This is a genomic window from Streptomyces sp. NPDC015345 (assembly GCF_043078805.1).
In the GTDB taxonomy this organism is placed as follows: Bacteria; Actinomycetota; Actinomycetes; order Streptomycetales; family Streptomycetaceae; genus Streptomyces.
Genome location: NZ_JBIBTX010000005.1, coordinates 220,090 through 242,408 on the forward strand (window position 1 = coordinate 220,090; position 22,319 = coordinate 242,408).

Genomic DNA, 22,319 nt, shown 5'->3' on the forward strand with positions numbered 1-22,319 from the left:
GTGACCCCACGCGACGTCGTCCTGCGCGAGCTCGGGCGCAGCGCCCCGGTCCTGCCGGTGGTCCTGGTGATCGCGCTGCTCGCGCTGCCCGTGCCGGAATCCGGTGGCGAGGCGTCGGGCGGCGGCGGGACCGGGACGGTGGCCGACGCGGCCTCGGCCCTCCTCGTCGGCCTCTGCGCCGTCCATCTCGCACGCACCCGGCGGCGCCCGCTGAGCCGGACGGCCGCCGTACTCCTCGGACTTCCGGTCGTCGGCATCACCGTGGCCGCCTGCGGGGCCGCCTCCGCCGCGACCGGCGTCGCCGGGGCCGCGCGCTACCTCCAGATCTTCGTGCTGGTACCCGCGGCCGTGCTCGTCCTGATCCGCGACGCGCGCCACTTCCGTCTGATCGCCTGGGCGTTCGTGGCGCTGGCGCTGTGGCAGGGCACCATCGGCGTCCACCAGAACCTGACCGGTACCGGGGCCTCGTACATGGGCGAGGACATCCGCGCCGTCGGGACGTTCGGCTCCACGGACGTCATGGGGATGGCCACCGTCGTCTCCTACGGGATCGTCTGCGCCCTCGCGCTGGCCTTCCGCCCGCACGCGCCGCGCCAGCGGTGTGCGGCGGCGGTGTGCGCGGCCCTGCTGACCGTGCCGCTCGCCCTGTCCTTCAGCCGCGGCGCGTGGATCGCGACGGCGGCGGCCTGCCTCGGTGTCCTGCTGCTCGCGGGGGCGCGCCGGGCGGGCCGGGTCCTGCTGGCCGGGGGCGCGGCGGCCGTGGTCCTGGTCGCGGGGCTCGGCGTGGGCTCGGCCATGCTCCAGCAACGGCTCAGCAGCATCACCCAGGTCACCGGGGCGCCCGACCAGTCCGTCACCGACCGGTACACGATGTGGGCGGCGTCGGCCGACATGTGGCGTGAGCGGCCGGTGACCGGCGTCGGCCTCAAGGGCTTCCCCGACCACCGCGACGCTCACGCCTCGCTCGCCCTGTCCTCCGGCAGCGACACCGCCGGGGCGGGCAGCGGCTTCGTACGCCAGCCATTGCTGTCCCCGCACAACATGTACCTGCTCGTGCTCGGCGAGCAGGGGCTGCTCGGTCTCGTCACGCTGGCCGGCGGCTGGGTGGCGCTGCTCGTGTGCGGGCTGCGGCGGTGGAAGCGCCGGTGCGCCCGGCCGGACGGGCCCGGCGGTCCTGAGCTGGACTGCGCGCTGCTGGCCTGCGGACTGCTGATCTGGCAGCTCGTCGACTTCGTGTACGCCGATATCGGCGGGCCCTCGACCGTGCTGACGGCCGTCGCGTTCGGCGTCGCGGCGTGGTGGGCGGTCGCCTCGCGCGCCCGGCCGCAGGAGCGCTCGCAGGCGGCGGCAGGCCCGCGCGGGCTGCCGGGGGAGGCGGGCGCGCGATGACGACCGTGCCGCCCTCGGTGGCCGCGGAGCAGGCGCCGCCCCCACCCGGGACGGGGAAACCGGCCGCGAAGAGCGGCGGGTCGTTCCTCGCCAAGGCCTGGCTGGTCACCGCCGCGCTGTCGGTGGCCGGTTCGCTCCTCGGCCTCGTGCGGGACCAGACGCTGGCGCACTTCTTCGGCGCCGGGACCGACACCGACGCCTTCCTCGTCGCGTGGACGATCCCGGAACTGGCGGCGACGCTGCTCATCGAGGACGGCCTGGCCTTCTTCCTCGTACCGGCGTTCAGCCTGGCGCTCGCCCGCCGCGCGGACGCCGCCGCCGGGGACCCGGTCCGGGCGCTCGTGCGGGCGTCGCTGCCTCGGATGTCGCTGTGGTTCGCCGCCGCGTCGCTGGTGCTCATGGCGGCGGCGCCGTACGTGGTGGCGCTGCTGGCGCCGGGGCTGCCCGACCGGCAGGCCGCCGTGGACTGTACGCGGCTGACCGCCACCTGTGCCTTCACCTTCGGGCTCACCGGTTATTGCAGCGCGGCGCTGCGGGCACACCACCGGTTCGTCACGCCCGCGACCGTGTACGTCGCCTACAACGCGGCCATCATCACCGCCCTGTTCGTGCTGGCGGCGCCCTGGGGTGTGCGGGCCGCGGCGGCGGGGGTCGCGGTGGGCGGCGCGCTGATGGTGGTCGTACAAGCGCCCTCTCTGTGGCGGGAGTTGAGGCGCGGCCCCGCCGCCGCCCCGGCCACCGAGGGGCCGGTGGCGGCCGCGACGCTCCAGACCGCGATCATCTGGACGGTCCTGCTCTTCGCGCTCTGCCGCCAGTCGCAGGTCCTCATCGAACGCTTCCTGGCCTCGTCGCTGCCCGCCGGGGCCATCTCGCATCTGAACTACGCGCAGAAGGTCGCGCAGATGCCGATGGTCCTCTCCCTGATGCTGTGCACCGTCACCTTCCCGGTGGTCGCCCGCGCGCTGGCGGCCGGGGAGACGGAGCGGGCCAGGGACCGCGTGGAGCGCGACGTCGTCCTCGCGGGCTGCGTGGTGCTGCTCGGCACCGCCGCGGTCATCGCCTCCGCGCCCGCCCTGATCGAACTGCTCTTCCAGCGCGGTGCGTTCACCGCGCGGGACACCGCCGTCACCGCGTCCGTCATGCGCGTCTACGCCCTCGGCCTGCTCGGGCACACGCTGGTGGGCGCGCTCGCCCGCGCCCACTTCTCCCTCGCCAGGACCACCTGGATCCCCTGCTACACGATGTTCACCGGCATCGTCACCACCGCGGGCATCGGCTTCCTCACCGTCGGCACCTGGGGCGTCCACGGCATCGCCGCGGCCAACGCCACCGGCATCTGCGTCAGCGCGCTGCTCCTGCTGCGCGGCATGGGCCCGGACACCGTGCCCATCAGGACGCAAAGGCTCGCCGGGCAGCTGGGGCGCCTCGTGGCCGCCGCCGGGGGTGCCACGGCACTGGGGGCACTGTGCGCGGAGCGGGTGGGGCAGCCCGCCCTCGCCGTCCTGGCCTCCGGCGCGGTGGTCACCGTCTCCTTCGTGCTGCTCGGCCTGCTCCTGCGCGCCCAGCCCTGGCCGTCCGCCCTCCGCTCCGTCACAGGAAAGCTGCGTCATGCCCGTTGACCTCACCCCGCCCGCCCCTTCCGCCGAGCCCCTCCCGCGGACCGGGCCGCCCCGGCCGTCCGCGTGGATCGCGATGTACCACTCCGTCGGGGACCCCACCGACGATCCGTACCGCGTCACCGTCTCCCCCGACCGCCTCGCCGCCCAGCTGCGCTGGCTGCGCCGCCAGGGCCTGCGCGGGGTGTCGATGCGCCACCTCATGGACGCCTGCGCGCGGGGCGAGGAACACGGCCTGGTGGGGCTCACCTTCGACGACGGCTACCGCGACTTCGTCGACCTCGCCCTGCCGCTGCTGCGGCACCACGACTGCACGGCCACCCTGTTCGTGCTGCCGGGCCGCCTCGACGGCGACAACGCCTGGGACCCGCTGGGCCCACGCAAGCCGCTCCTGGGCGCCGACGGCATCCGGCACGCCGCCGCGAGCGGCGTCGAGGTCGCCTCGCACGGGCTGACCCACGTCGACCTCACCACCGCCGACGAGGAGACCCTGCGCCGCGAGGTCAGCGGCAGCCGGGCGGCGCTGACCGGCCTGACCGGCACCGAGGTGGGGGGCTTCTGCTATCCGTACGGCCACGTCGACGAGCGGGTGATCACCGCCGTACGGAACGCCGGGTACCGCTACGCCTGCGCCATCGCGCCCGGCCCGCTCACCGGTCCGTACGCGCTGCCCCGCGTGCACATCGGCCAGAACGACTCGGCCTCGCGCCTGCGGCTGAAGCTGTGGACGAACCGGCTCCGGCACCGCGCCCTGGACCGCTCGGCGGTCACCGGATGAAGGTCCTGCACGTCATCACCGGCCTCGGCGTCGGCGGCGCCGAACAGCAACTGCGCCTGCTGCTGCGCCACCTGCCGGTGCGGTGCGACGTCGTGACGCTGACCGACGCGGGCGCCGTGGCGCGCGGGATCACGGCCGACGGCACGCGCGTGACCGACCTCGGCATGTCCGGCAACCGCGACGTGGCGGCGCTGCCCCGGCTGGCCCGCGTCATCAGGGCAGGCCGGTACGACGCGGTCCACACCCACCTCTACCGCGCCTGCCTGTACGGGCGACTCGCGGCCCGCCTGGCCGGGGTGCGCGCGGTGGTGGCCACCGAACACTCCCTCGGCGACTCGCAGATGGAAGGCCGGCCGCTCACCGCGGGCGTCCGCGCGCTGTACCTCGCGGGGGAGCGGCTGGGGCGGATGACGGTCGCCGTCTCCCCCGCCGTGGGACAGCGGCTGCACCGCTGGGGCGTGCCCCGGCGGCGCATCCGGGTGGTGCCGAACGGCATCGACGTGGACCGCTTCCGGTTCGACCCGGCGGCCCGGGTCCGCACCCGGCGGTGGCTGCGTCTGCCCGACTCCGCGTTCGTCATCGGGGGCGTGGGCCGCCTCACCGGCGGCAAGCGTTTCGACGTACTCCTGCACGCGGCGGCCCAACTGCCCGAGGACGTCGCCGTGCTGCTCGTCGGCGCGGGCCCCAAGGAGCAGGAGCTGCGGCAGCTGGCCCACCGCCTCGGCCTCGCCGACCGGGTGCGGTTCGCGGGCGAGGCCGCCCACGACGAGAGCGAGACCGGCGGGAACGGCGCCCCCGCCCTGCCCTCGCTCCTGTCCGCCATGGACGCGCTGGCCTCCCCCTCCCCCGAGGAGGCCTTCGGGCTCGCACTCGTGGAGGGCCTGGCCTGCGGGCTCCCCGTGCTCTACGCCTCGTGCCCCGCCCTCGACGACCTGCCCGCCGACGCGCGGACCAACGCCTCGTACCGCCCGAGCGACCCGGACTCCTTCGCGCAGGCCCTCTACGGCCTGCGCGGCGCCCGCCCCCCGCGCCGCTCGGCACCCGCCTCGGTGGGGCACTACAGCATCACCCGAAGCGCCGACCAGCTGATGCGCGTCTACGCGTCGGTTGTCTCCGGCCCGACCCTGGAGGTGAATCCTCGATGAGCGACTCCGTGAACGAGCGGTCGCGCGCCGACGCCCTGCGCGCCCGCCTGGCCCGGCTGCCCCGCTGGTGGCCCCTGCCGGCCTGCGCGGCGGCCGGCATCCTGGTGGGCGGCGGGTACGGCGTGTTCCAGACGCCGCAGTACACCGCCACCAGTTACGTCGTCGCCGTACCGCAGGCCAAGGCGGATCCGGCCACGGCGCTGGGGTTCGCCCAGGCGTACGGCCGTGTGGCCGCCCAGGTGGCCGTGCTGGGCGACGCGCAGGTGGAGGCGGGCATGACGGCCGCGGAGCTGCGGGACAGCGTGCAGGTGGCCACCTCCCCCGACGCGCCGATGATCTCGATCTCCGCACGGTCGGGGAAGCCGTCGGCGGCCGCCGTGACCGCGAACGCGGTGGCCAGGTCGCTCGCCACGAACGCCAACCACGCCAAGGACAGCACGCAGGTCAAACTGCTCACGTTCTCCCGGGCCCTTGAGCCCACCGAGCCGTCCTCGCTCTCCGCCGGGGTGACGACCCTGGTCGGCGGCTGCGCGGGCGGCCTGCTCGGCGGGCTCGCCCTCCTGGTACGCCCCCGGGGCCGTACGGAGGCGCCCGCCGCCGCCTCGGTCCCCGGACCGGCGTGGGCCCTGGCCCGGAGCGCCACATGAGCACGGCGACGAGCACGGGCACGGCCACGGGTACGACCACCGGTACGGCCACCGGCAGGGGTCTCCTCGTCACGCGGGTGTGCGCCGACGAGGGCGAGTTCGAGGCGCTGGCCGGCCAGTGGGCGCGGCTGCACCGGTCCTGCGAGGCGGCCACGCCGTTCCAGAGCCACGCGTGGCTCTCCTCCTGGTGGCGGTCCTACGGACGGCGCGGGCGGCTGCGGGTGCTCCTGGTCCACCAGGGCGAGCGGCTCGTCGCCGCCGCCCCGATGATGCGGGTGACCCGCCCGCTGCCGGCGCTGAAGCCGCTCGGCGGCGCGATCTCCGACTTCTCGGACGTGCTGGTGGACGGCGACCTGCGCGAGGCCGGGACCGAGGCGCTGGTGGCGGGCCTGCGCACGCTGGCCTCGACCGCGCTGATCGACTTCGGGGAGGTCCGCCCCGGCGCCTGCGTCGAGGCGGTCCATGAACGGTGGCCGGGGCCGAAGCGAGCGCTGGCCGACTCCCCCTGCCTTGAGCTTCCCCCGCTGCCCATGGAGGAACTGCTCCAGCGGCTGCCGACGCCGCGGGCCCAGCGCACCCGCGCCAAGATGCGCAAGCTGGCGGCACTGGGTGTGCAGGCACGCACCGTGCCCGCCGAGGAGGTGGAGGCGTCGGTCAGGACCCTGCTGCGTCTGCACGAGTTGCAGTGGCAGGGCCGCAAGGTGACCTCCGAGCACCTTCAGCCGCGGTTCCGCGAGCACCTGCTGCGCTCGATGCGGCCCATGGTCGCGGCCGGTGAGGCGGTGGTGACCGAGTTCCACCTCGACGGCGAGGTGATGGCCGCCGATCTGACGCTGCTCTCCGGCACGCTGGCCGGGGGCTACCTGTACGGCGCGCATCCGCGCCTGCGGGAGCGCAAGGTGGACGTGGCGACGATGCTTCTGAACGCGTGCACCCGCCACACCGGCGGCGAACAGCGGCGCGCGCTGAGCCTGCTGCGCGGCGACGAGCCCTACAAGCACCACTGGCGGCCCGAACCGGTCACCAACCAGCGCTTCCTGCTGGCCCGCAGGCGGACGGCGCCCCTGCTGGCGGCGGCGCTCTGGGACGCGTCGGCCCGGCAGTGGGCGAAGGAACGGATGCGGGAGCGGGAGGCGCGGGGCAAGCGGGAGGCGGGCCGTGGCGGCGGGGACACCTCGTGAGGGCCCGCGCCGCCTGCCGCCGCCTCAGGAACGCCGCGTCCCCTGCCACCAGTCGAACCGCAGGCACAGCTTCCCGCCCAGCCAGTACTCGACCCAGTCGCCGAGGGCCAGCGGTGAACACTCGGGCGGCGCCACCGGCTCGGTCGGCACGGTCGGCACGGAGGGCACAGTCGGTGTGCTGTCGCGCCCGGAGAGCAGATCGCGGTAGACCGCCGACGCCCCGGGGTTCGCCTTGCACTGCCATACGCCGTGCGGGCAGTAGTCGGTGACGGTGTTGTACAAAGGCTTCTTCTCGTCCATCCATTTCAGCATCCGGCGCATATATTCTTCGTTGTCGCCGTTGCGGAAAAGTCCCCATTCCGGATAGGAGATGGGCTTCTTGTGCGCCGTCGCGAAGTCGACGTGGTCCTGGAGCCCGAAGGGTTCCTCGACCTGTTCGTCGAATGACATTCCGCGCGGCTGGTCGTACGAGTCCATACCGATGATGTCGACCACGTCGTCACCGGGATAGCACTGCGTCCAAGGAACGGCGTCACGCCCTCTGTTGGGTGTGAAGTCGAACCGAAACCTCTGTCCGGCCACCGAGCGCATCGTGGTGACGATCCTGTTCCAGTACTTCTTCCAGGACTCCGGGTCCGGGCCACAGCGATGGGTGTAGGTCGTGCCGTTCATCTCCCAGCCCGGCACGAGCACCGTGTCGGGCACGCCGAGGTCGACCAGGCGTTCGGCGAGCACCCGGAAGTGGTGGTCGAAGCGGCCCGCGGCGCCCTGCCGCAGCAGCCCGGCGACCTCGCGGTCGCTCACGCCCTCCTCGTTGCGTTCGAGCATCGGGACGTTGAGGACGAAGAGTCTGTCGTCCTTCTCCTTGCGCCAGGCGGCCCAGGCCTCCAGGAAGCGCGGGGCGCCCTCGATGTTGCTCCAGCGGTCGCCGGGGAGGTAGGTGTGGCCGACCCGCAGCTCGGCCCCGCCGAGCCACTGGCTGAGCTCGCTCATGCGCGCGACCCCGCGGGGCCCGTAGTCGAGATACGCGCCGAAGGCGGGCGCCTTCTCCGCGGGCGCCTTGTCGGCGGGAGCCGCCGGGAGCGCGGGGATCACCGGGCCCACGGAGGCCACCGGAGGCGGCGGCAGGGCCCCCGGCGGATCGCCCTCGCGCGCGATGCCCGTCGTATGGGCCGGGGCGGAGGCGAGGGTCACCGCCGAAACGATTCCGACCGCGAGAAAGACGAACCGTCCACCGCGCCGTCGAAGCCCTGTATCCATGACCGCTCCTCTTTCTCAGCCACCCCGCACTGACACTCCGTCATACTTATTCCTATTACGCCAATCGAGTTTCTAATCCCGCGTTCCGCCACATCGCCCGTATGGACGATCGAGCAGCGAGGTCGAATGTGACTCCCCTGGACACAAGAATTCCCGCGGTCCTCCTGAGAATGGACCGCAATCCCTTCCATCACGGGACGCTGGGCGCCGTACGCTCCCTGGGGCGCGCGGGAGTGCAGGTGCACCTGGTGGCCGACGACCACGAGAGCCCCGTACGCCACTCCCGGCATCTGCACCGGATGCATCGGCCGCCCGCGCCGGGCGCCCCGCTCGCCGAGGTGGCCGCCACGCTGCGCCGGGTCACACGCCACTTCACGGCGCCCGCCGTGCTGATCCCCCTGGACGACGCCGGCGCCCTCGCGATCAGCGCTCTGCACGCCGAGCTGAGCGACCGCTATCTGCTGCCCCGCCCGACCGGCGACACCGCCGAGCGCGTCGCCGACAAGGAGAGCCTGGCGCAGGTGTGCGCGCGGGCCGGCGTTGCGCATCCGACGACACTGGCGCCGGAGTCCGCCGCCGACGCCGTGGGCGCCGTGGCCCGGCTCGGGATCCCCACCGTGGCGAAGTGGAGCCGCCCCTGGCTGCTCCCCCAGGACGCGGGGCTGCGCAGTACCACCCTGATCGGCTCCCCGCACGAGGCGGCGGCCTTGTTCGAGCGCGGGGCCGAGGCCGGCAGCCGCCTGCTGCTCCAGGCCTTCGTGCCCGGTGCCCGGGACGCGGACTGGTTCGTCCACGGATACGCCGGCCGGGGCGGCGTCGTACGCGGCGGCGGCACCGGCCGCAAGCACCGCTCATGGCCGCGCTCGGCGGGCCTGACGGTCAGCGGGGAGTGGACCCACAACGCCGAACTGTGTTCGTCCACCCAGCAGTTGATCGCCTCTCTGGGCTATCAGGGCGTATTCGACCTGGACTTCCGCAGGGACACCGCGACCGGGGTGTTCCACCTCATCGACTTCAACCCGCGCCCCGGCGCCCAGTTCCGCCTCTTCGCCGACGGCGCGGGCACGGACGTGGTGCGCGCGCTGCACCTGGACCTCACGCACCGGCCCCTGCCCGCCCCGCACCCCCTTGAGGGCCGCACCTTCGTGGTGGAGAACTACGCCCCGCTCACCGCGCTGCGCTCCTTGCCCTGGCCCCGGCCCTGGCCGGGCGGGTCAGTGGCGGCACCGCCCGGCGAACTCGCCTGGTACGCGGGCGACGACCCCGCCCCCGGAGCGGCCATGCGCCGCCTGTGGCTGCGCCATGTGACGCGGCGCCTGCGGGACGGCGCGGGCCGCCTCGTGCGCAGGGCGCTCGCGGTCCTCTCCCGCGGGAGAGGACCGGGCGGCAACGCCCCCGCCGTCGTGCCCGGCCAGTCGACCCGGGAGCGCGCCGTCACCGACGCGTGATCCGCGCCGTGCCGTGCTGATCGGGTGGAACCACGGCCGCCTCCAGGCGTGGCACGTCCCCGCGCGGTCAGGGGCCCCTACTGTCGCCTCAGGTGACGCGGAGACGGCACCCGGCCCGGCTTCCGTGCATGCGATGGTCCACGGAAGCCGGGCCACCAGGGCCCGGCCGCTCTTCTGAGTGACGTGGCGGGCGAACGGGTGAAGCCCGCGCACCGCGCGGCCCGTCAGGTGGTGCACTGAAAGCGCTTCATGGGACGGGCCGGGTCGCTTCACCGCCAGCCGTCGGCAGCCATGCCGTGGGTGAGCGACATTCCCCGACGGGCCGACCGCCCCACCTCCCGCGCCGACGGGGAAGCGACAGCGTCCAGACTTCCCCGTCGGCGGCAGCCTCCCCGGCCCCCTCAGCTCCCGGCCCCCCTCAGCTCCCGTACTCCCGTACTCCGTAAGGGTTCAACGCATGGGAGAGCCCCGCTGCCTGGCAGGCAGCGGGGCTCTTGTGCGTGGCGCGGGCGGCGGCTCCACCCGCCGACGGCCGGCCTAGCGCCGGGCCGACGCCGACGTCGCGAGTCCGCGGCGCCGGTAGAGGATCGCCCCGCCGAGCAGCAGCGCGGCACTCGCGGCGGCCGCGCCCAGGAGCGCCTCGTCCGTGCCCGTCGCGGCCAGCACGCCCTCGGGGGCGGCCGCCTGCTCCGGACGGTCGGGCCGGGGCGTCCGCGGCTCGTCCTTCGACTCCCGCGGCGGCACCACCTTGGAGGGCTTCTTGGGGCCGGGCTCGGTCCGGGGCCGCGGCTCCGGCTTCGGGTGCGGCTTACCGGCCTCGGGCGGCGGGCCGTCGTCGTGCCGCGAGGACTTGTTGGCGCAGCGGTTGCCCATGGCCGGGTTGGCGACGGACACGACACCCGCGGTGTTGCCGCAGGCGTTCACCGGGACGTGGACGGGCGCCTGGACGTTGTTGCCCGACAGAATGCCGGACGACTTGGCCGTCACGCCGTGCGCGGACGCGCCGCCGGAGGAGGAGGAGCGATGTTCGCCCTGGTCTCCGTGCGAAGGGTGGGAATGGTGCTTCGCGGGCGGCGGCTTGGAAACATTGGCGCACTTGTTGCCCATGGCCGGGTTGGCGACGCCGACGCCGTTCACCGTGTTGCCGCAGGCGTTCACCGGGACGTGGACGGGTGCCTGCACGTTGTTGCCCGACAGAATGCCGGACGAGCCCAGCGCCTTACCGTCCGCCTCGGCGTCCGCGAACGCGGCGGTGCCGGACAGGGACAGGATGCTCGTGGCAGCCGCGGCGGAGAGCATTCCTTTACTGAGAGCCTGTCGCAATTGCGTGGTCTTTCTCTGTGCGATGGGGAGCCGGCCCCACGGCCGGGTGCCGCAGGGGGCGGCCAGGACGCGACTGGAACAGCCGGGACCTACGTCAGTCGTTGACGCACTTGTTGCCCATGGTCGGGTTGAAGAGCCCGACGACGTTGACGCTGTTGCCGCAGGCATTCACCGGAACGTGCACCGGGACCTGGATGACGTTGCCGGCGACGATGCCCGGCGAGTCGATGGCCTTGCCCTGTGCCCCGGCGTCGGCGACCGCCGAAGTGCCACCCATCCCGAGGGCCGCGACGGCTCCGGCGACGATCGTCACGCTCTTCTTCAGCTTCACAGCTTTTCCCTTCTTACGGGTCACGCCTAACCGGCGGCTGCGGCCGGGCGGGGAGTTCCTTTCCCGCACCGTGACCTGAGCTCTGCTTAACGAGTGAAGGGGAGAGAGGAAACCGAGCCGTTGACGCACCGGGAAGGTTCACCCGAATGCCACGTGGATTCGTCAGCCACGGGGCCAGGGGTCGCGCCCGATCAGGCTGTTCCACTCGGGGTCGGGCCGGCCGGGCACCGTCCTGCCCTGCTCGCACCAGCTCCGGAGCAGGGACCGATAGAGCGGATCAGCACGGAAATCGGATCGGTGATCCGTACCGTAATCAGTACGGAAATCGGAGCGGTAATCGGTGCGGGATTCCGGAGGCCGTCTGCTCGTCGGGATGACACCTTGCCGCTTCCAGGGGCCTGGACGGTCAGCCATAATTCCTCATTCGACTCATTGAGAGAGGGAGCGTCATTGAGCGTGAGGGCTTCTCCCCCTTTGTTCCTTTCGGTGCCGTGGATGAAACAGCGCCATAGGCCGACCTCGGTAATCCCCGCAGGGGCCCGGCGTGCCGTGGGAGTCGGGATGTTGGTCCCCGACGCCCCGTTCCGCTGGCCCCTTCCGTACTGTCACCATGCGGAGTCCGGGGTGCAGGGGGAGTCGTTCCCCTTCGGGGCGGGGCGGGAGGCGTACATGACCGAGGTGTTCTTGCGGCGACTGAGCCGTTGGCAGGCGGAGCAGCAGCGCGAGTCCGTCGCCAACCTCTATGTCGAGGCCTATCGGGGGATGGCCGGCGCCGAGTACCGAGACCGGCAGGGGTTCCTGCGGCGCTTCGAACACGACGTGCAGCAGCCCGACTTCGACATGGTCGTCGCCGACTCCGGGGGCCTGGTCGGCTGCTTCTACGGCTACCGCGCGGCGCCCACCGGCGAGTGGTGGGAGGGGTTCCGCGGCATCCTGCCCGCGGGCATCGAGGAGCAGACCGCTTCGGGGCGGGTGTTCCTGGTGAGCGAGCTGATGGTGGCGCCCGCCCGGCGCAGGGCGGGCGTCGCCACCCGCCTGCGGACGCTGCTGCTGACCCGGCACACCGCCGATGCCGTCGTCGCCGTCATCAAGCGGGACGACGACCAGGGGCGGGAGGTGCTGCGGGCCTGGGACTGGGCGAAGCTCGGCGAGTTCGACCCCGGCCGCGAGGGCTGGCTGCGGCCGCCTTCGCCGCTGCCGTGAGCCCCGGCCGTGAGCCCCGGCCGGGGGACGGCTAACCGGCCTTGCTCGCCTTGAGGGAGTACATGAGCGGAATGCGCGGACGGTCGGCCGGGAACCGGTAGACGCCGTCGCGGCCTTCGAGCGCCCTGAAGCGGGCGAAGAGCGTCGTGTCGTGCTCCCGCAGGAACTCGACGCGCAGCCCCGCCGCGGCGAGCGCGGAGACGACGTCACCGAGGGGGTGCTGCCACTCGACGCTGCGGTTGTGGACGGTGGGCGGGGCCGTGCCCGTGGCCGCGTCCCCCGCGGCCCCCGCGTCCTTGTCCGGGTAACCGGCGTCCAGGTCCGTGTAACCGGCCGGGTCGTCCTCGATCCAGGCGTCGCGCGCGAAGTAGTCGTGCTCGACACGGGAGCCCGTCGCGTCGTCGAGGATGTCGGTGAGCGGGTGGAACTCGGCGAGGTAGAGGAAGCCGCCGGGCGCGACGAGCGAGGCCGCGGTCTCGGCCCAGCGCCGGATGTCGGGGAGCCAGCAGAGCGCGCCCACTCCGGTGTAGACGATGTCGTACGAGGTGTCGGGCACCGCCGCCACGGCGTCGTACACGTCGGCGGCGACGAAGGTGGCCCGCTCGGGGCCGAGGCCCTCTTCGGCGGCGAGCTCACGGGCCGCTTCGACGGCGCGCTCGGAGAAGTCGAGCCCGACGACGCGGGACGCGCCGTGCCGGGCCCAGGAGAGCGTGTCCATGCCGATGTGGCACTGGAGGTGCAGCAGGGACTTGCCGTGTACGTCGCCCACCTCGGCGCGCTCGAAGTCGCGCAGGGCGCTCTTGCCGGCACGGAAGCCGTCCACGTCGTAGAAGTCGCTCGCGAGGTGCAGCGGGACGCGTTCGTCCCAGCGCCTGCGGTTGGTCTCGCGCCAGTCGGCGGGCATCGGGGAGTACATGACCGGAAAAGTTATCCACAGGCTGGGGAACCTCGCCAGCGAATTGTGGGCGGGGCCAGGCACTATTGGGGGCATGAGCGAGACGGGTGCCGAGAAGGCCACGGGGTCAAGGTCCATGCCGGACTGGGAGAAGCGGTTCAGGGCGCCACGGGTGTCGCTGCCGGACTGGGCCGAGGACGCGCCGGGGCGTTCCCTGTTCGTGTCGAACGCGACGGGGACGTACGAGCTGTACGCCTGGGACAGGGAGACCGGCTCCCAGCGCCAGGTGACCGACAGGGCGAACGGCACGACGGACGGCGTCCTGTCCCCCGACGGCGAGTGGATCTGGTGGTTCAACGACAAGGACGGCGACGAGTTCGGCGTGTGGATGCGCCAGCCCTTCGCCGGCGGCCCGGACGAGCCGGCCGTGCCGGGTCTGGACGCCTCGTACCCCGCGGGCCTGGCACTCGGCAGGGACGGCGGGCCGGTGGTCGTCGGCCGTTCCACGGACGAGGATGGCACGACGATCCATGTCGTACCAGCCGCCGCCGCGGACCCCGTCGAGGTGTACCGCCACCGTGAGTCCGCGGGCGTGGGAGACCTCTCGCACGACGGCACGCTGATCGCCGTGGAGCACACGGAGCACGGCGACGCGATGCACTCCGCGCTCCGCGTGATCAGGCCGGACGGTTCCACGGTCGCCGAGCTGGACGACACCAAGGGCGGCTCGGTCGAGCTGGGGCTCGAGGTGCTCGGCTTCGCGCCGGTCGCCGGGGACACGCGCCTGCTGGTCGGGCACCAGCGGCGCGGTCGCTGGGAGCCGATGGTGTGGGACGTCGCGTCGGGCGAGGAGAGCGACCTCGACCTCGGCCTGCCGGGTGATGTGAGCGCCGAGTGGTATCCGGACGGTTCCGCGCTGCTCGTCGCGCACGGCTTCGAGGCGCGGGGCGAGCTGTTCCGCTACGACCTCGCCTCACGGGAGCTGGAGCGCATCGAGACGCCCGCGGGCTCGGTGTCGGGCGCGACCGCCCGCCCGGACGGCACCGTGGAGTACATGTGGTCGTCGGCCGCCGAGCCGCCGGTCGTGCGGTCGACGTCGGGCGGCGTCGTCCTCGATCCGCCCGGCATGAAGGCGCCGAGGTCCGTCCCGGTGGAGGACGTGTGGGTCGAGGGGCCCGGGGGCCGCGTCCACGCCCTCGTCCAGCGGCCCGCGGGGGCTTCCGGGCCCCTCCCCACCGTCTTCGAGGTGCACGGCGGGCCCACGTGGCACGACAGCGACTCCTTCGCGGCGGGCCCGGCGGCCTGGGTCGACCACGGGTACGCGGTGGTGCGGGTCAACTACCGCGGCTCGACGGGGTACGGCCGCGAGTGGACGGACGCCCTGAAGCACCGCGTGGGCCTCATAGAGCTGGAGGACATCGCGGCGGTGCGGGAGTGGGCGGTGACGTCGGGTCTCGCCGACCCCGACCGTCTCGTCCTCGCGGGCGGCTCCTGGGGCGGCTATCTCACGCTCCTCGGCCTCGGCACCCAGCCCGAGGCGTGGGCGGTGGGCCTGGCCGCGGTGCCCGTCGCGGATTACGTGACGGCGTACCACGACGAGATGGAGGCCCTCAAGGCCATGGACCGCACGCTGCTCGGCGGCACGCCGGAGGAGGTCCCGGAGCGCTTCGCCGCCTCGTCCCCCCTGACGTACGTGGACCGGGTCAAGGCCCCGGTGTACATCTCGGCGGGCGTCAACGACCCCCGCTGCCCGATCCGCCAGGTCGACAACTACGTGAACCGGCTGGCCGAGCGGGGCGCGGTGCACGAGGTGTACCGGTACGACGCGGGCCACGGTTCACTGGTCGTGGACGAACGGATCAAGCAGGTGTCCCTGGAGCTGGACTTCGCGGCACGGCACCTTCCGGAGCAGCGGACGTCCTGAACCGCCGCTTCGCCCCACCCGCCCGCGGGCCGGCCTCATACCGCCGGGCATCGGGCGGGCGGGGGGGGTGAGTCGCCGCAGAGCGGCGGAATCCGCGGCGCGAAGCCACGGGGCCGTCGGCCCGGCAGGCGGCCACCCCCCGCAGGGGCCCTACCCCACGGCTCAGCCCCCCGCGGGGGCCCCGTACCGTGGGGGTGTGTACCGGTTTCTGCTGACGCCCCGCTGGTGGGGGATCAACGTCTTCGTCGTGCTGGCCGTCCCCGTCTGCATCTTCATGGGTTCCTGGCAGCTCGGCCGCTTCGAGGACCGCGTGCAGGACCACGAGTCCGCCAAGGCCCAGGCCCACGAGCGGAGCACGGACGGCCGGCGGGCCGAGGCCAGGCCCCTCGACGCGCTGCTGCCCGTCGATCAGGACACCTCGGGCGAGCAGGCCACGGCCACCGGCCGGTACGGCAGGCAACTGCTCGTGCCGGACCGGGAGTTGGACGACAAGCGCGGCTTCTACGTCCTGACCCTGCTGCGCACGGACGAGGGCAAGTCGCTCCCCGTGGTCCGCGGCTGGCTCCCCGGTGACGCGAGCGCCGCCAAGGCCCCGGCCGCCCCCAAGGGCGAGGTCACGGTGACGGGCGCGCTCCAGGCCTCCGAGAGCCCGGGGTCCAACGGGGTCAGCGCCGCCGGCGGCCTGCCCCGGGGCCAGCTGGGCGCGATCAGCTCGGCGTCGCTGGTCAATGTCGTACGCGACGACGTGTACGACGCGTGGGTCACGCTCATCGAGGCCGACCCGGGGATGAAGACGGTCCCGGCGGCCGCGCCGAGCAACACCGGCCTGGACCTGAAGGCCTTCCAGAACCTCGGCTACACCGGCGAGTGGTTCGTCTTCGCCGGCTTCGTCGTCTTCATGTGGTTCCGCCTCTTCCGGCGCGAGGCGGAGGTCGCCCGCGACGCGCGCCTCGGCCTGCTGCCCGACGCGGCTCACGCCGCGCCGGAAGCCGCCCCGAAGCCCTAGGGCCTGTCTGACAATTCGCGTCGTCGCCCGGAGGGCGGCCTCGCGGCGTCAGGTGCGTGCTCTCGGCGTGCCGGGCGTAGGGCCTCGTACTGGATGTACTTGGCTCTGCGCCCGGTGCGGCGAGAGTGCGTGCATGGCGTCGCGAGGCAGGCGGGAAGTGTCAGACAGGCCCTAGCGGGCCGGCCTCAGGAAGCGGGCAGGATCCCGGTCCGGTAGACCGTGCCCGCGCACGCGTTGGGGACCGTCGCCCCCGCCGAGGGCGAGCCCGCCTCCGCGGTCAGGGTGACCACGACGCTGCCGTCGGCGACCGCGCCGTCCGTCCGTCCCAGCTGGGCCTCCATGCCCTCCGAGCCGCCCTCCGGCGTAGTGCCGCCTCCGCTGGGCGTCGGATCGGGCGTGGGCTCGCCGCCGGTCGTCGGGCACGCCTCGGACGGCACCCAGGCGAAGCGCACCTCGTACGCCGCGCCGGGCTGGAGGACGATCGTGGCCGCCTCGAGGGAGGGGTCGGGCAGAGCCGTCGCGCCGTCACCGGCCACATGGGTGGCGACGGCGATCTTCGCGGGGTCCGCCGCGCCCTGCGGCGTCGTGCTGACGGCGCCCGCGGCCTGGACGGTGCAGCTGCTGCCGGAGATGTTGGTGACGCGGAAGCTGCCGTAGACCTTGCTGTCGGCCTCCGCGGGGCCCGCGCTGCCGGTGGCGCCGAGCTGGGCCGCGGCGCAGACGGGCGAGGTGGCGGCCTCGGACGTGTCGGGGTCGGGCGATCCTGTACCGCCGCCGCCCGTGCCGCCCTTGCCCTTGCCTTCCCTCTTGTCCTTCTTGCCCTTCTTGTCCTTCTCCTTGGACTTGCCGGGCTTCTTGCCGGCGTCCTGCCGGCCCTTCTCGGGGTCCTTGCCCTGACTGGAGCCGCCCTGCGCGTCCTGGCTGTTGCCCGCGATGGAGGGCCGGTCGTCCGAGCCGCCCCGGGAGTTGGTGACGTGCACCAGTGCCGGGACCGCGGTGCCGATGAAGAGCGCCGCCGCGGCGAGGCCGACGACGGCCTGGCGCTTGCGTGCCCTGCGGGCGGGGACCGCGTGCCGCAGATGGTCGAGGGAGCGCTCGCTCGGCTCGATCTCCCGCACGGCCTCCCGCATCATCCGCCGCAGCGCGAGCTCGTCCGAGCCGAGTCCGCCCGGATCGGGTTCGTCGGGTCCGGGTCCGTCCGCCGGCCCGGTGCCGCCCGCGGGGCGAAGCCCGCCGGATCCGTCTTCGGGGCCGTGATTCACGTTTCCGTTCCCGCCATGCTGCTCAGATCCGCCCTGCTCGTCACGCTCGCGCTCGCTCATGCCGGCGCCTCCATGGCGACCCTGAGGGCCGCGATGCCGCGCGAGCCGTACGCCTTGACCGAGCCCAGGGATATGCCCAGGGTCTCGGCGACCTGCGCCTCGGTCATGTCGGCGAAGTAGCGCAGCACGAGAACCTCGCGCTGGCGCCGCTGAAGGCCCCGCATCGCCTTGATCAGTTCGTCGCGCTCAAGGAGGTCGTAGGCCCCCTCCTCGGCGCTCGCCATGTCGGGCATCGGCTTGGAGAGCAGCTTGAGCCCGAGGATGCGCCGCCGCAGGGCGGACCGCGAGAGGTTCACGACGGTCTGGCGCAGATAGGCGAGCGTCTTCTCCGGCTCCCGCACGCGCTTGCGCGCCGAGTGGACCCGGATGAACGCCTCCTGCACGACGTCCTCGCAGGAGGCCGTGTCGTCCAGGAGCAGCGCGGCGAGGCCGAGCAGCGACCGGTAGTGGGCGCGGTAGGTCTCGGTGAGATGGTCGACTGTGGTGCCCGCGGTCATCGTGTCGTCAGCGCCCTCACGCTGCGCCGGGATGGCGGCGGGCCGCGCTGCGGGCATGGGCGCGATCACCGGCATACCGCCGGTCGCGCGGGTACGACGAGGGGGACGCAGCGCTGTCGCGCCTCTCGCCTGTACCGCTGTGAAGTCGAGTACCTCTGCCACGCCTGTTGGACACGCTTCCCCCCGTCAGGGTTGTACGCGTCCGGCATCGCGTTTGCGGCGAGTCGCGCGGGCACCGCTTGTGACGATGCATCAAATGCCCCCATGCGTACCAGCTCTTCCCCTATGCCCCATTTATTGCGGCGCTCAGGCCACCCCGAAGGGCGCCCGCTAAAGACGCCCCCCGCCCCGCTGCCGGTTGCAGTGATCGGGCGCGAAATCATCGAACGCGGAGAGGATCCAGTTCAAGCGCCCTGGGCCCCCGAGTTGGACACAGAACTTACACAGACCTCACAGCGGCCCCGGCCCTGGGGCGGCCTACCGCTGCCGGGCCTCAGCCCGCCGTGAACTCCCCGGCCACCAGTTCCGCGATCTGCGCGGTGTTCAGGGCGGCTCCCTTGCGCAGGTTGTCCCCGCACACGAAGAGTTCGAGGGCGGTCGGGTCGTCCAGCGCGCGCCGCACCCGGCCCACCCAGGTCGGATCGGTGCCGACCACGTCCGCGGGCGTCGGGAACTCCCCGGCGGCCGGGTTGTCGAACAGCACGACCCCCGGCGCGGTGGCGAGGATCTCGCGCGCGCGATCGACCGTGACCTCGTCCTCGAAGCGGGCGTGGACGGTCAGGGAGTGCGTCGTGATGACGGGGACGCGTACGCAGGTGGCGGCGACGCGCAGGTTCGGCAGCCCGAGGATCTTGCGCGACTCGTCCCGGACCTTCATCTCCTCGGAGGACCAGCCGTCCTCGCGCAGCGACCCGGCCCACGGCACCACGTTCAGCGCCACGGGCTCCGGGAAGGGCCCCGTGTCGTCGCCGACGGCCCTGCGCACGTCCCCCGGGCTGGTGCCGAGCTCGGTGCCGGTCACGAGCTTCAGCTGGCGCCGCAGCGTCTCCACGCCGTCCCGCCCGGCCCCGCTCACGGCCTGGTACGAGGAGACGATCAGCTCGCGCAGCCCGAACTCGGCGTGCAGCGCGCCGACGGCCACGATCATCGACAGGGTCGTGCAGTTCGGGTTGGCGACGATGCCGCGCGGCCGCACGCGCGCGGCGTGCGGATTGACCTCGGGCACGACGAGCGGCACGTCCGGGTCGAGCCGGAAGGCCGCGGAGTTGTCGACCACGACGACGCCCTTGGACGCGGCGAGCGGCGCCCACTGCGCGGCCACCTCGTCGGGCACGTCGAACATGGCGACGTCGACCCCGTCGAAGACGTCCTCGGACAGGGCCAGGACCTCGACCTGCTCACCGCGCACGGCCAGCTTGCGGCCGGCCGAGCGCGGTGAGGCGACGAGTCGGATCTCGCCCCAGATGTCGGCGTGCTGCGACAGGATCTGGAGCATGACCGTGCCGACGGCCCCGGTCGCTCCGACGACCGCGAGCGTCGGCTTACGGCTCATCGGCCGGTGCCTCCATAGACCACGGCCTCGTCCGTGTCGGAGTCCAGGCCGAAGGCGGTGTGGACGGCGCGCACGGCCTCGTTCACGTCATCGGCGCGCGTGACGACCGAGATGCGGATCTCGGAGGTCGAGATGAGCTCGATGTTGACGCCCGCGTCGCTGAGCGCCTCGAAGAAGGTCGCGGTGACACCCGGGTTGGTCTTCATCCCGGCCCCGACGAGCGAGATCTTGGCGATCTGGTCGTCGTAGCGCAGGGAGTCGAAGCCGATGGCCGAGCGGGTCTTCTCCAGGGCGTCGATGGCCTTGCGGCCCTCGGCCTTGGGCAGGGTGAAGGAGATGTCGGTCAGGCCCGTCGAGGCGGCCGACACGTTCTGCACGACCATGTCGATGTTGACCTCGGCGTCCGCGATCGCGCGGAAGATGGCGGCGGCCTCGCCCGGCTTGTCCGGCACGCCGACGACCGTGATCTTGGCCTCGGAGGTGTCGTGCGCGACACCGGAGATGATGGCCTGCTCCACCTTGCGGTCCCCTTGCTCGGAGTGTGCGTCGTTGCTGCTGCTCACCCACGTGCCCTGGAGCCCGCTGAAGGACGAGCGCACGTGGATCGGGATGTTGTAACGGCGTGCGTACTCCACACAGCGGTGGAGCAGCACCTTGGACCCGGAGCTGGCGAGCTCCAGCATGTCCTCGAACGAGATCCAGTCGATCTTCCGCGCCTTCTTGACCACACGCGGGTCGGCGGTGAAGACACCGTCCACGTCCGTGTAGATCTCGCAGACCTCGGCGTCGAGGGCGGCGGCGAGGGCGACGGCGGTCGTGTCCGACCCGCCTCGGCCCAGGGTGGTGATGTTCTTGCCCTCCTGGCTGACGCCCTGGAACCCGGCGACGATGGCGATGTTGCCCTCGTCGATCGAGGTCCTGATGCGCCCCGGGGTGACATCGATGATCCGCGCCTTGTTGTGGACGGAGTCGGTGATGACGCCTGCCTGGCTGCCCGTGAACGACTGCGCCTCGTGGCCCAGGTTCTTGATCGCCATGGCGAGCAGCGCCATGGAGATCCGCTCACCCGCGGTCAGCAGCATGTCGAATTCACGCCCGGCAGGGATCGGGGATACCTGCCCGGCAAGATCGATCAACTCATCCGTCGTGTCGCCCATCGCCGACACCACGACAACGACCTGATGGCCGTTCTTCTTGGCGTCGACGATTCTCTTGGCGACCCGCTTGATGCCCTCGGCATCGGCTACGGAGGAGCCTCCGTACTTCTGCACGACAAGGCCCACGTGCGCTCCTCGCTCAATTCCGTTGTGCGGTCGGCTCAGTTTAACGAGCGACCGAAATTCGCCTCGCAGATATCACATCGTGAGATGTCCCGCTCACGAGGTGATCACCACGGGCATACGTTCCCGCTTGTCGGGTCGTACGTTCCGGCCGCTCGGCTGGGCACATGCCCGCTGCGGAGCGCTGCACTCCGGAAAGTGGGGCGGGTCACATACGCCTATTTGACCGTCCGCAGGCCCAGCGGCCCCGCGATCTCCTCCGCCATCACCTTGCCCGCCTCCTCGGCGAGCGAGTCCTCCATCAGGTCCTCGTCCGTGTCCAGGCCGTCCAGGTCCTCCAGGGGCTGGTTCAGGCGGACGTGGGCCACCAGGGACTGGAGCGCGCGCAGCGCGGCGGACGCCGTGCCTCCCCAGTTCGAGAAGTACGAGAACTGCCACCACCACAGGGCCTCGGTCGTGCGGCCCGCGCGGTAGTGGGCCAGGCCGTGGGAGAGGTCCGCGACGACGTCCGCGAGGTCGTCCGAGATCCGCGCGGGCACGGGGGCCTTGCGGGGCTCGTAGGGGTCGAAGACCTCGGAGTAGACGTCGATGGGGGCCAGCAGCTCCGCGAGGCGCTCACGGAGGCCGTCCACGTCCTGCTCGGGGCCGAGGTCCGGTTCGTACCGCTCCTCGGGGACGATGTCCTCGTGCGCGCCGAGGCGGCCGCCGGCGAGGAGCAGCTGGGAGACCTCCAGGAGCAGGAAGGGGATCGCCGAGTCCGGCTCGGCGCCCCTCGCGACCTCACGGACCGAGACGATGAAGCTCTCGATCTGATCGGAGATCTGCACCGCGAAGTCGTCCGGATTGTCGGTCACGGTGTTCAGCGTGGCGTCAGACATCTAGGAGTCGTCTCCCCTCGAAAGCGCGGCCCAGGGTGACCTCGTCCGCGTATTCCAGATCTCCCCCGACAGGGAGCCCGCTGGCCAGGCGGGTGACCTTCAGGCCCATGGGCTTGATCATGCGGGCGAGGTACGTCGCCGTCGCCTCGCCCTCCAGGTTCGGGTCGGTGGCCAGGATCAGCTCCGTGACCGTGCCGTCCGCCAGGCGCGCGAGGAGTTCCCGTATGCGCAGATCGTCCGGGCCCACGCCCTCGATGGGGCTGATCGCCCCGCCGAGGACGTGGTACTTCCCGCGGAATTCGCGGGTCCGCTCGATCGCCACGACATCCTTCGGTTCCTCCACGACGCAGATGACCGAGAGGTCGCGGCGCGGGTCGCGGCAGATGTTGCAGAGCTCTTCCTGCGCGACGTTCCCACAGGTCGCGCAGAAGCGGACCTTGTCCTTCACCTCAAGGAGGGCGTGCGCCAGGCGGCGCACGTCCGTGGGCTCCGTCTGGAGGATGTGGAAGGCGATCCGCTGCGCGCTCTTGGGACCGACGCCGGGCAGCCTGCCCAACTCGTCGATGAGGTCCTGAACCACGCCTTCGTACAACGGAACGCCTTTCCTCAAGGTCCGTAAGGGACGGTGCCGACTCTCTACGTAC

At 72.6% G+C, this 22,319-nt stretch carries 20 protein-coding genes; 10 read left to right on the forward strand and 10 right to left on the reverse strand.

Annotated elements, in window-relative coordinates; translation table 11 throughout:
• The 6 genes from ACF062_RS22285 to ACF062_RS22310 are packed head-to-tail and all read left to right on the forward strand — an operon-like array spanning position 1 to position 6,756.
• A complete protein-coding gene (locus tag ACF062_RS22285) occupies positions 1–1,389 on the forward strand; it encodes an O-antigen ligase family protein (RefSeq protein ID WP_392140574.1) in 1,389 nt (462 codons plus the stop codon).
• Positions 1,386–3,008, forward strand: coding sequence for a lipid II flippase MurJ (locus tag ACF062_RS22290; protein WP_392140576.1), 1,623 nt, complete (start codon positions 1,386–1,388; stop codon positions 3,006–3,008). Before ACF062_RS22285 ends, ACF062_RS22290 begins: the two co-directional genes overlap by 4 nt.
• Positions 2,998–3,783, forward strand: a complete 786-nt coding sequence (locus tag ACF062_RS22295) for a polysaccharide deacetylase family protein (protein ID WP_392140578.1) — start codon at positions 2,998–3,000, stop codon at positions 3,781–3,783. The genes ACF062_RS22290 and ACF062_RS22295 overlap by 11 nt, the downstream gene beginning before the upstream one ends.
• Positions 3,780–4,928 (forward strand): glycosyltransferase, encoded by a 1,149-nt coding sequence (locus ACF062_RS22300; protein WP_392140580.1) that lies wholly within the window; start codon positions 3,780–3,782, stop codon positions 4,926–4,928. Before ACF062_RS22295 ends, ACF062_RS22300 begins: the two co-directional genes overlap by 4 nt.
• Positions 4,925–5,575, forward strand: coding sequence for a lipopolysaccharide biosynthesis protein (locus ACF062_RS22305; RefSeq protein ID WP_392140581.1), 651 nt, complete (start codon positions 4,925–4,927; stop codon positions 5,573–5,575). Before ACF062_RS22300 ends, ACF062_RS22305 begins: the two co-directional genes overlap by 4 nt.
• Positions 5,572–6,756, forward strand: a complete 1,185-nt coding sequence (locus tag ACF062_RS22310) for a GNAT family N-acetyltransferase (protein ID WP_392140583.1) — start codon at positions 5,572–5,574, stop codon at positions 6,754–6,756. The genes ACF062_RS22305 and ACF062_RS22310 overlap by 4 nt, the downstream gene beginning before the upstream one ends.
• 24 nt (positions 6,757–6,780) lie before the next feature.
• Here the strand turns inward: ACF062_RS22310 and ACF062_RS22315 are convergent, their stop codons facing one another.
• Complete coding sequence (locus ACF062_RS22315; protein WP_392140585.1) at positions 6,781–8,016, reverse strand: glycoside hydrolase family 26 protein; 1,236 nt, start codon at positions 8,014–8,016, stop codon at positions 6,781–6,783.
• Between the two features lie 128 nt (positions 8,017–8,144).
• On the opposite strand from ACF062_RS22315, the gene ACF062_RS22320 reads away from it, so the two are divergent.
• Positions 8,145–9,464 (forward strand): ATP-grasp domain-containing protein, encoded by a 1,320-nt coding sequence (locus tag ACF062_RS22320; RefSeq protein WP_392141193.1) that lies wholly within the window; start codon positions 8,145–8,147, stop codon positions 9,462–9,464.
• Positions 9,465–10,001: 537 nt separating this feature from the next.
• Here the strand turns inward: ACF062_RS22320 and ACF062_RS22325 are convergent.
• Positions 10,002–10,763, reverse strand: coding sequence for a chaplin family protein (locus ACF062_RS22325; RefSeq protein ID WP_392140587.1), 762 nt, complete (start codon positions 10,761–10,763; stop codon positions 10,002–10,004).
• A gap of 118 nt (positions 10,764–10,881) precedes the next feature.
• Positions 10,882–11,112, reverse strand: a complete 231-nt coding sequence (locus ACF062_RS22330) for a chaplin (protein WP_392141195.1) — start codon at positions 11,110–11,112, stop codon at positions 10,882–10,884.
• A 675-nt stretch (positions 11,113–11,787) separates the two neighbouring features.
• Here ACF062_RS22330 and ACF062_RS22335 point away from each other — a divergent pair.
• The gene (locus tag ACF062_RS22335) at positions 11,788–12,321 is read left to right on the forward strand and encodes a hypothetical protein (RefSeq protein ID WP_392140589.1); all 534 of its coding nucleotides are present in this window, start codon (positions 11,788–11,790) and stop codon (positions 12,319–12,321) included.
• Between the two features lie 31 nt (positions 12,322–12,352).
• Here the strand turns inward: ACF062_RS22335 and ACF062_RS22340 are convergent, their stop codons facing one another.
• Positions 12,353–13,237: a class I SAM-dependent methyltransferase gene (locus ACF062_RS22340; protein ID WP_392140591.1), complete on the reverse strand. Its 885-nt coding sequence runs from the start codon at positions 13,235–13,237 to the stop codon at positions 12,353–12,355.
• Positions 13,238–13,310: 73 nt separating this feature from the next.
• On the opposite strand from ACF062_RS22340, the gene ACF062_RS22345 reads away from it, so the two are divergent.
• Together ACF062_RS22345 and ACF062_RS22350 are read left to right on the forward strand one after the other, a co-directional pair.
• Entirely contained in the window at positions 13,311–15,140 is a 1,830-nt protein-coding gene (locus ACF062_RS22345) for a prolyl oligopeptidase family serine peptidase (RefSeq protein ID WP_392140592.1), read from the forward strand.
• A 196-nt stretch (positions 15,141–15,336) separates the two neighbouring features.
• The gene (locus tag ACF062_RS22350) at positions 15,337–16,146 is read left to right on the forward strand and encodes an SURF1 family protein (RefSeq protein WP_392140594.1); all 810 of its coding nucleotides are present in this window, start codon (positions 15,337–15,339) and stop codon (positions 16,144–16,146) included.
• 185 nt (positions 16,147–16,331) lie between these two features.
• Here ACF062_RS22350 and ACF062_RS22355 read toward each other — a convergent pair whose 3' ends face one another.
• The 6 genes from ACF062_RS22355 to recR form a co-directional block, all read right to left on the reverse strand.
• Positions 16,332–17,468, reverse strand: a complete 1,137-nt coding sequence (locus ACF062_RS22355; RefSeq protein WP_392140596.1) for a hypothetical protein — start codon at positions 17,466–17,468, stop codon at positions 16,332–16,334.
• Complete coding sequence (locus ACF062_RS22360) at positions 17,465–18,040, reverse strand: SigE family RNA polymerase sigma factor (RefSeq protein ID WP_392140598.1); 576 nt, start codon at positions 18,038–18,040, stop codon at positions 17,465–17,467. The genes ACF062_RS22355 and ACF062_RS22360 overlap by 4 nt, the downstream gene beginning before the upstream one ends.
• A gap of 418 nt (positions 18,041–18,458) precedes the next feature.
• Positions 18,459–19,517, reverse strand: coding sequence for an aspartate-semialdehyde dehydrogenase (locus tag ACF062_RS22365; protein WP_392140600.1), 1,059 nt, complete (start codon positions 19,515–19,517; stop codon positions 18,459–18,461).
• Positions 19,514–20,800 (reverse strand): aspartate kinase, encoded by a 1,287-nt coding sequence (locus ACF062_RS22370; RefSeq protein WP_223775861.1) that lies wholly within the window; start codon positions 20,798–20,800, stop codon positions 19,514–19,516. The genes ACF062_RS22365 and ACF062_RS22370 overlap by 4 nt, the downstream gene beginning before the upstream one ends.
• Before the next feature lie 215 nt (positions 20,801–21,015).
• The gene (locus ACF062_RS22375) at positions 21,016–21,675 is read right to left on the reverse strand and encodes a DUF5063 domain-containing protein (RefSeq protein WP_223775860.1); all 660 of its coding nucleotides are present in this window, start codon (positions 21,673–21,675) and stop codon (positions 21,016–21,018) included.
• Positions 21,668–22,267, reverse strand: a complete 600-nt coding sequence (gene recR / locus ACF062_RS22380) for a recombination mediator RecR (RefSeq protein ID WP_125514107.1) — start codon at positions 22,265–22,267, stop codon at positions 21,668–21,670. Before recR ends, ACF062_RS22375 begins: the two co-directional genes overlap by 8 nt.
• Between the last annotated feature and the right edge of the window lie 52 nt (positions 22,268–22,319).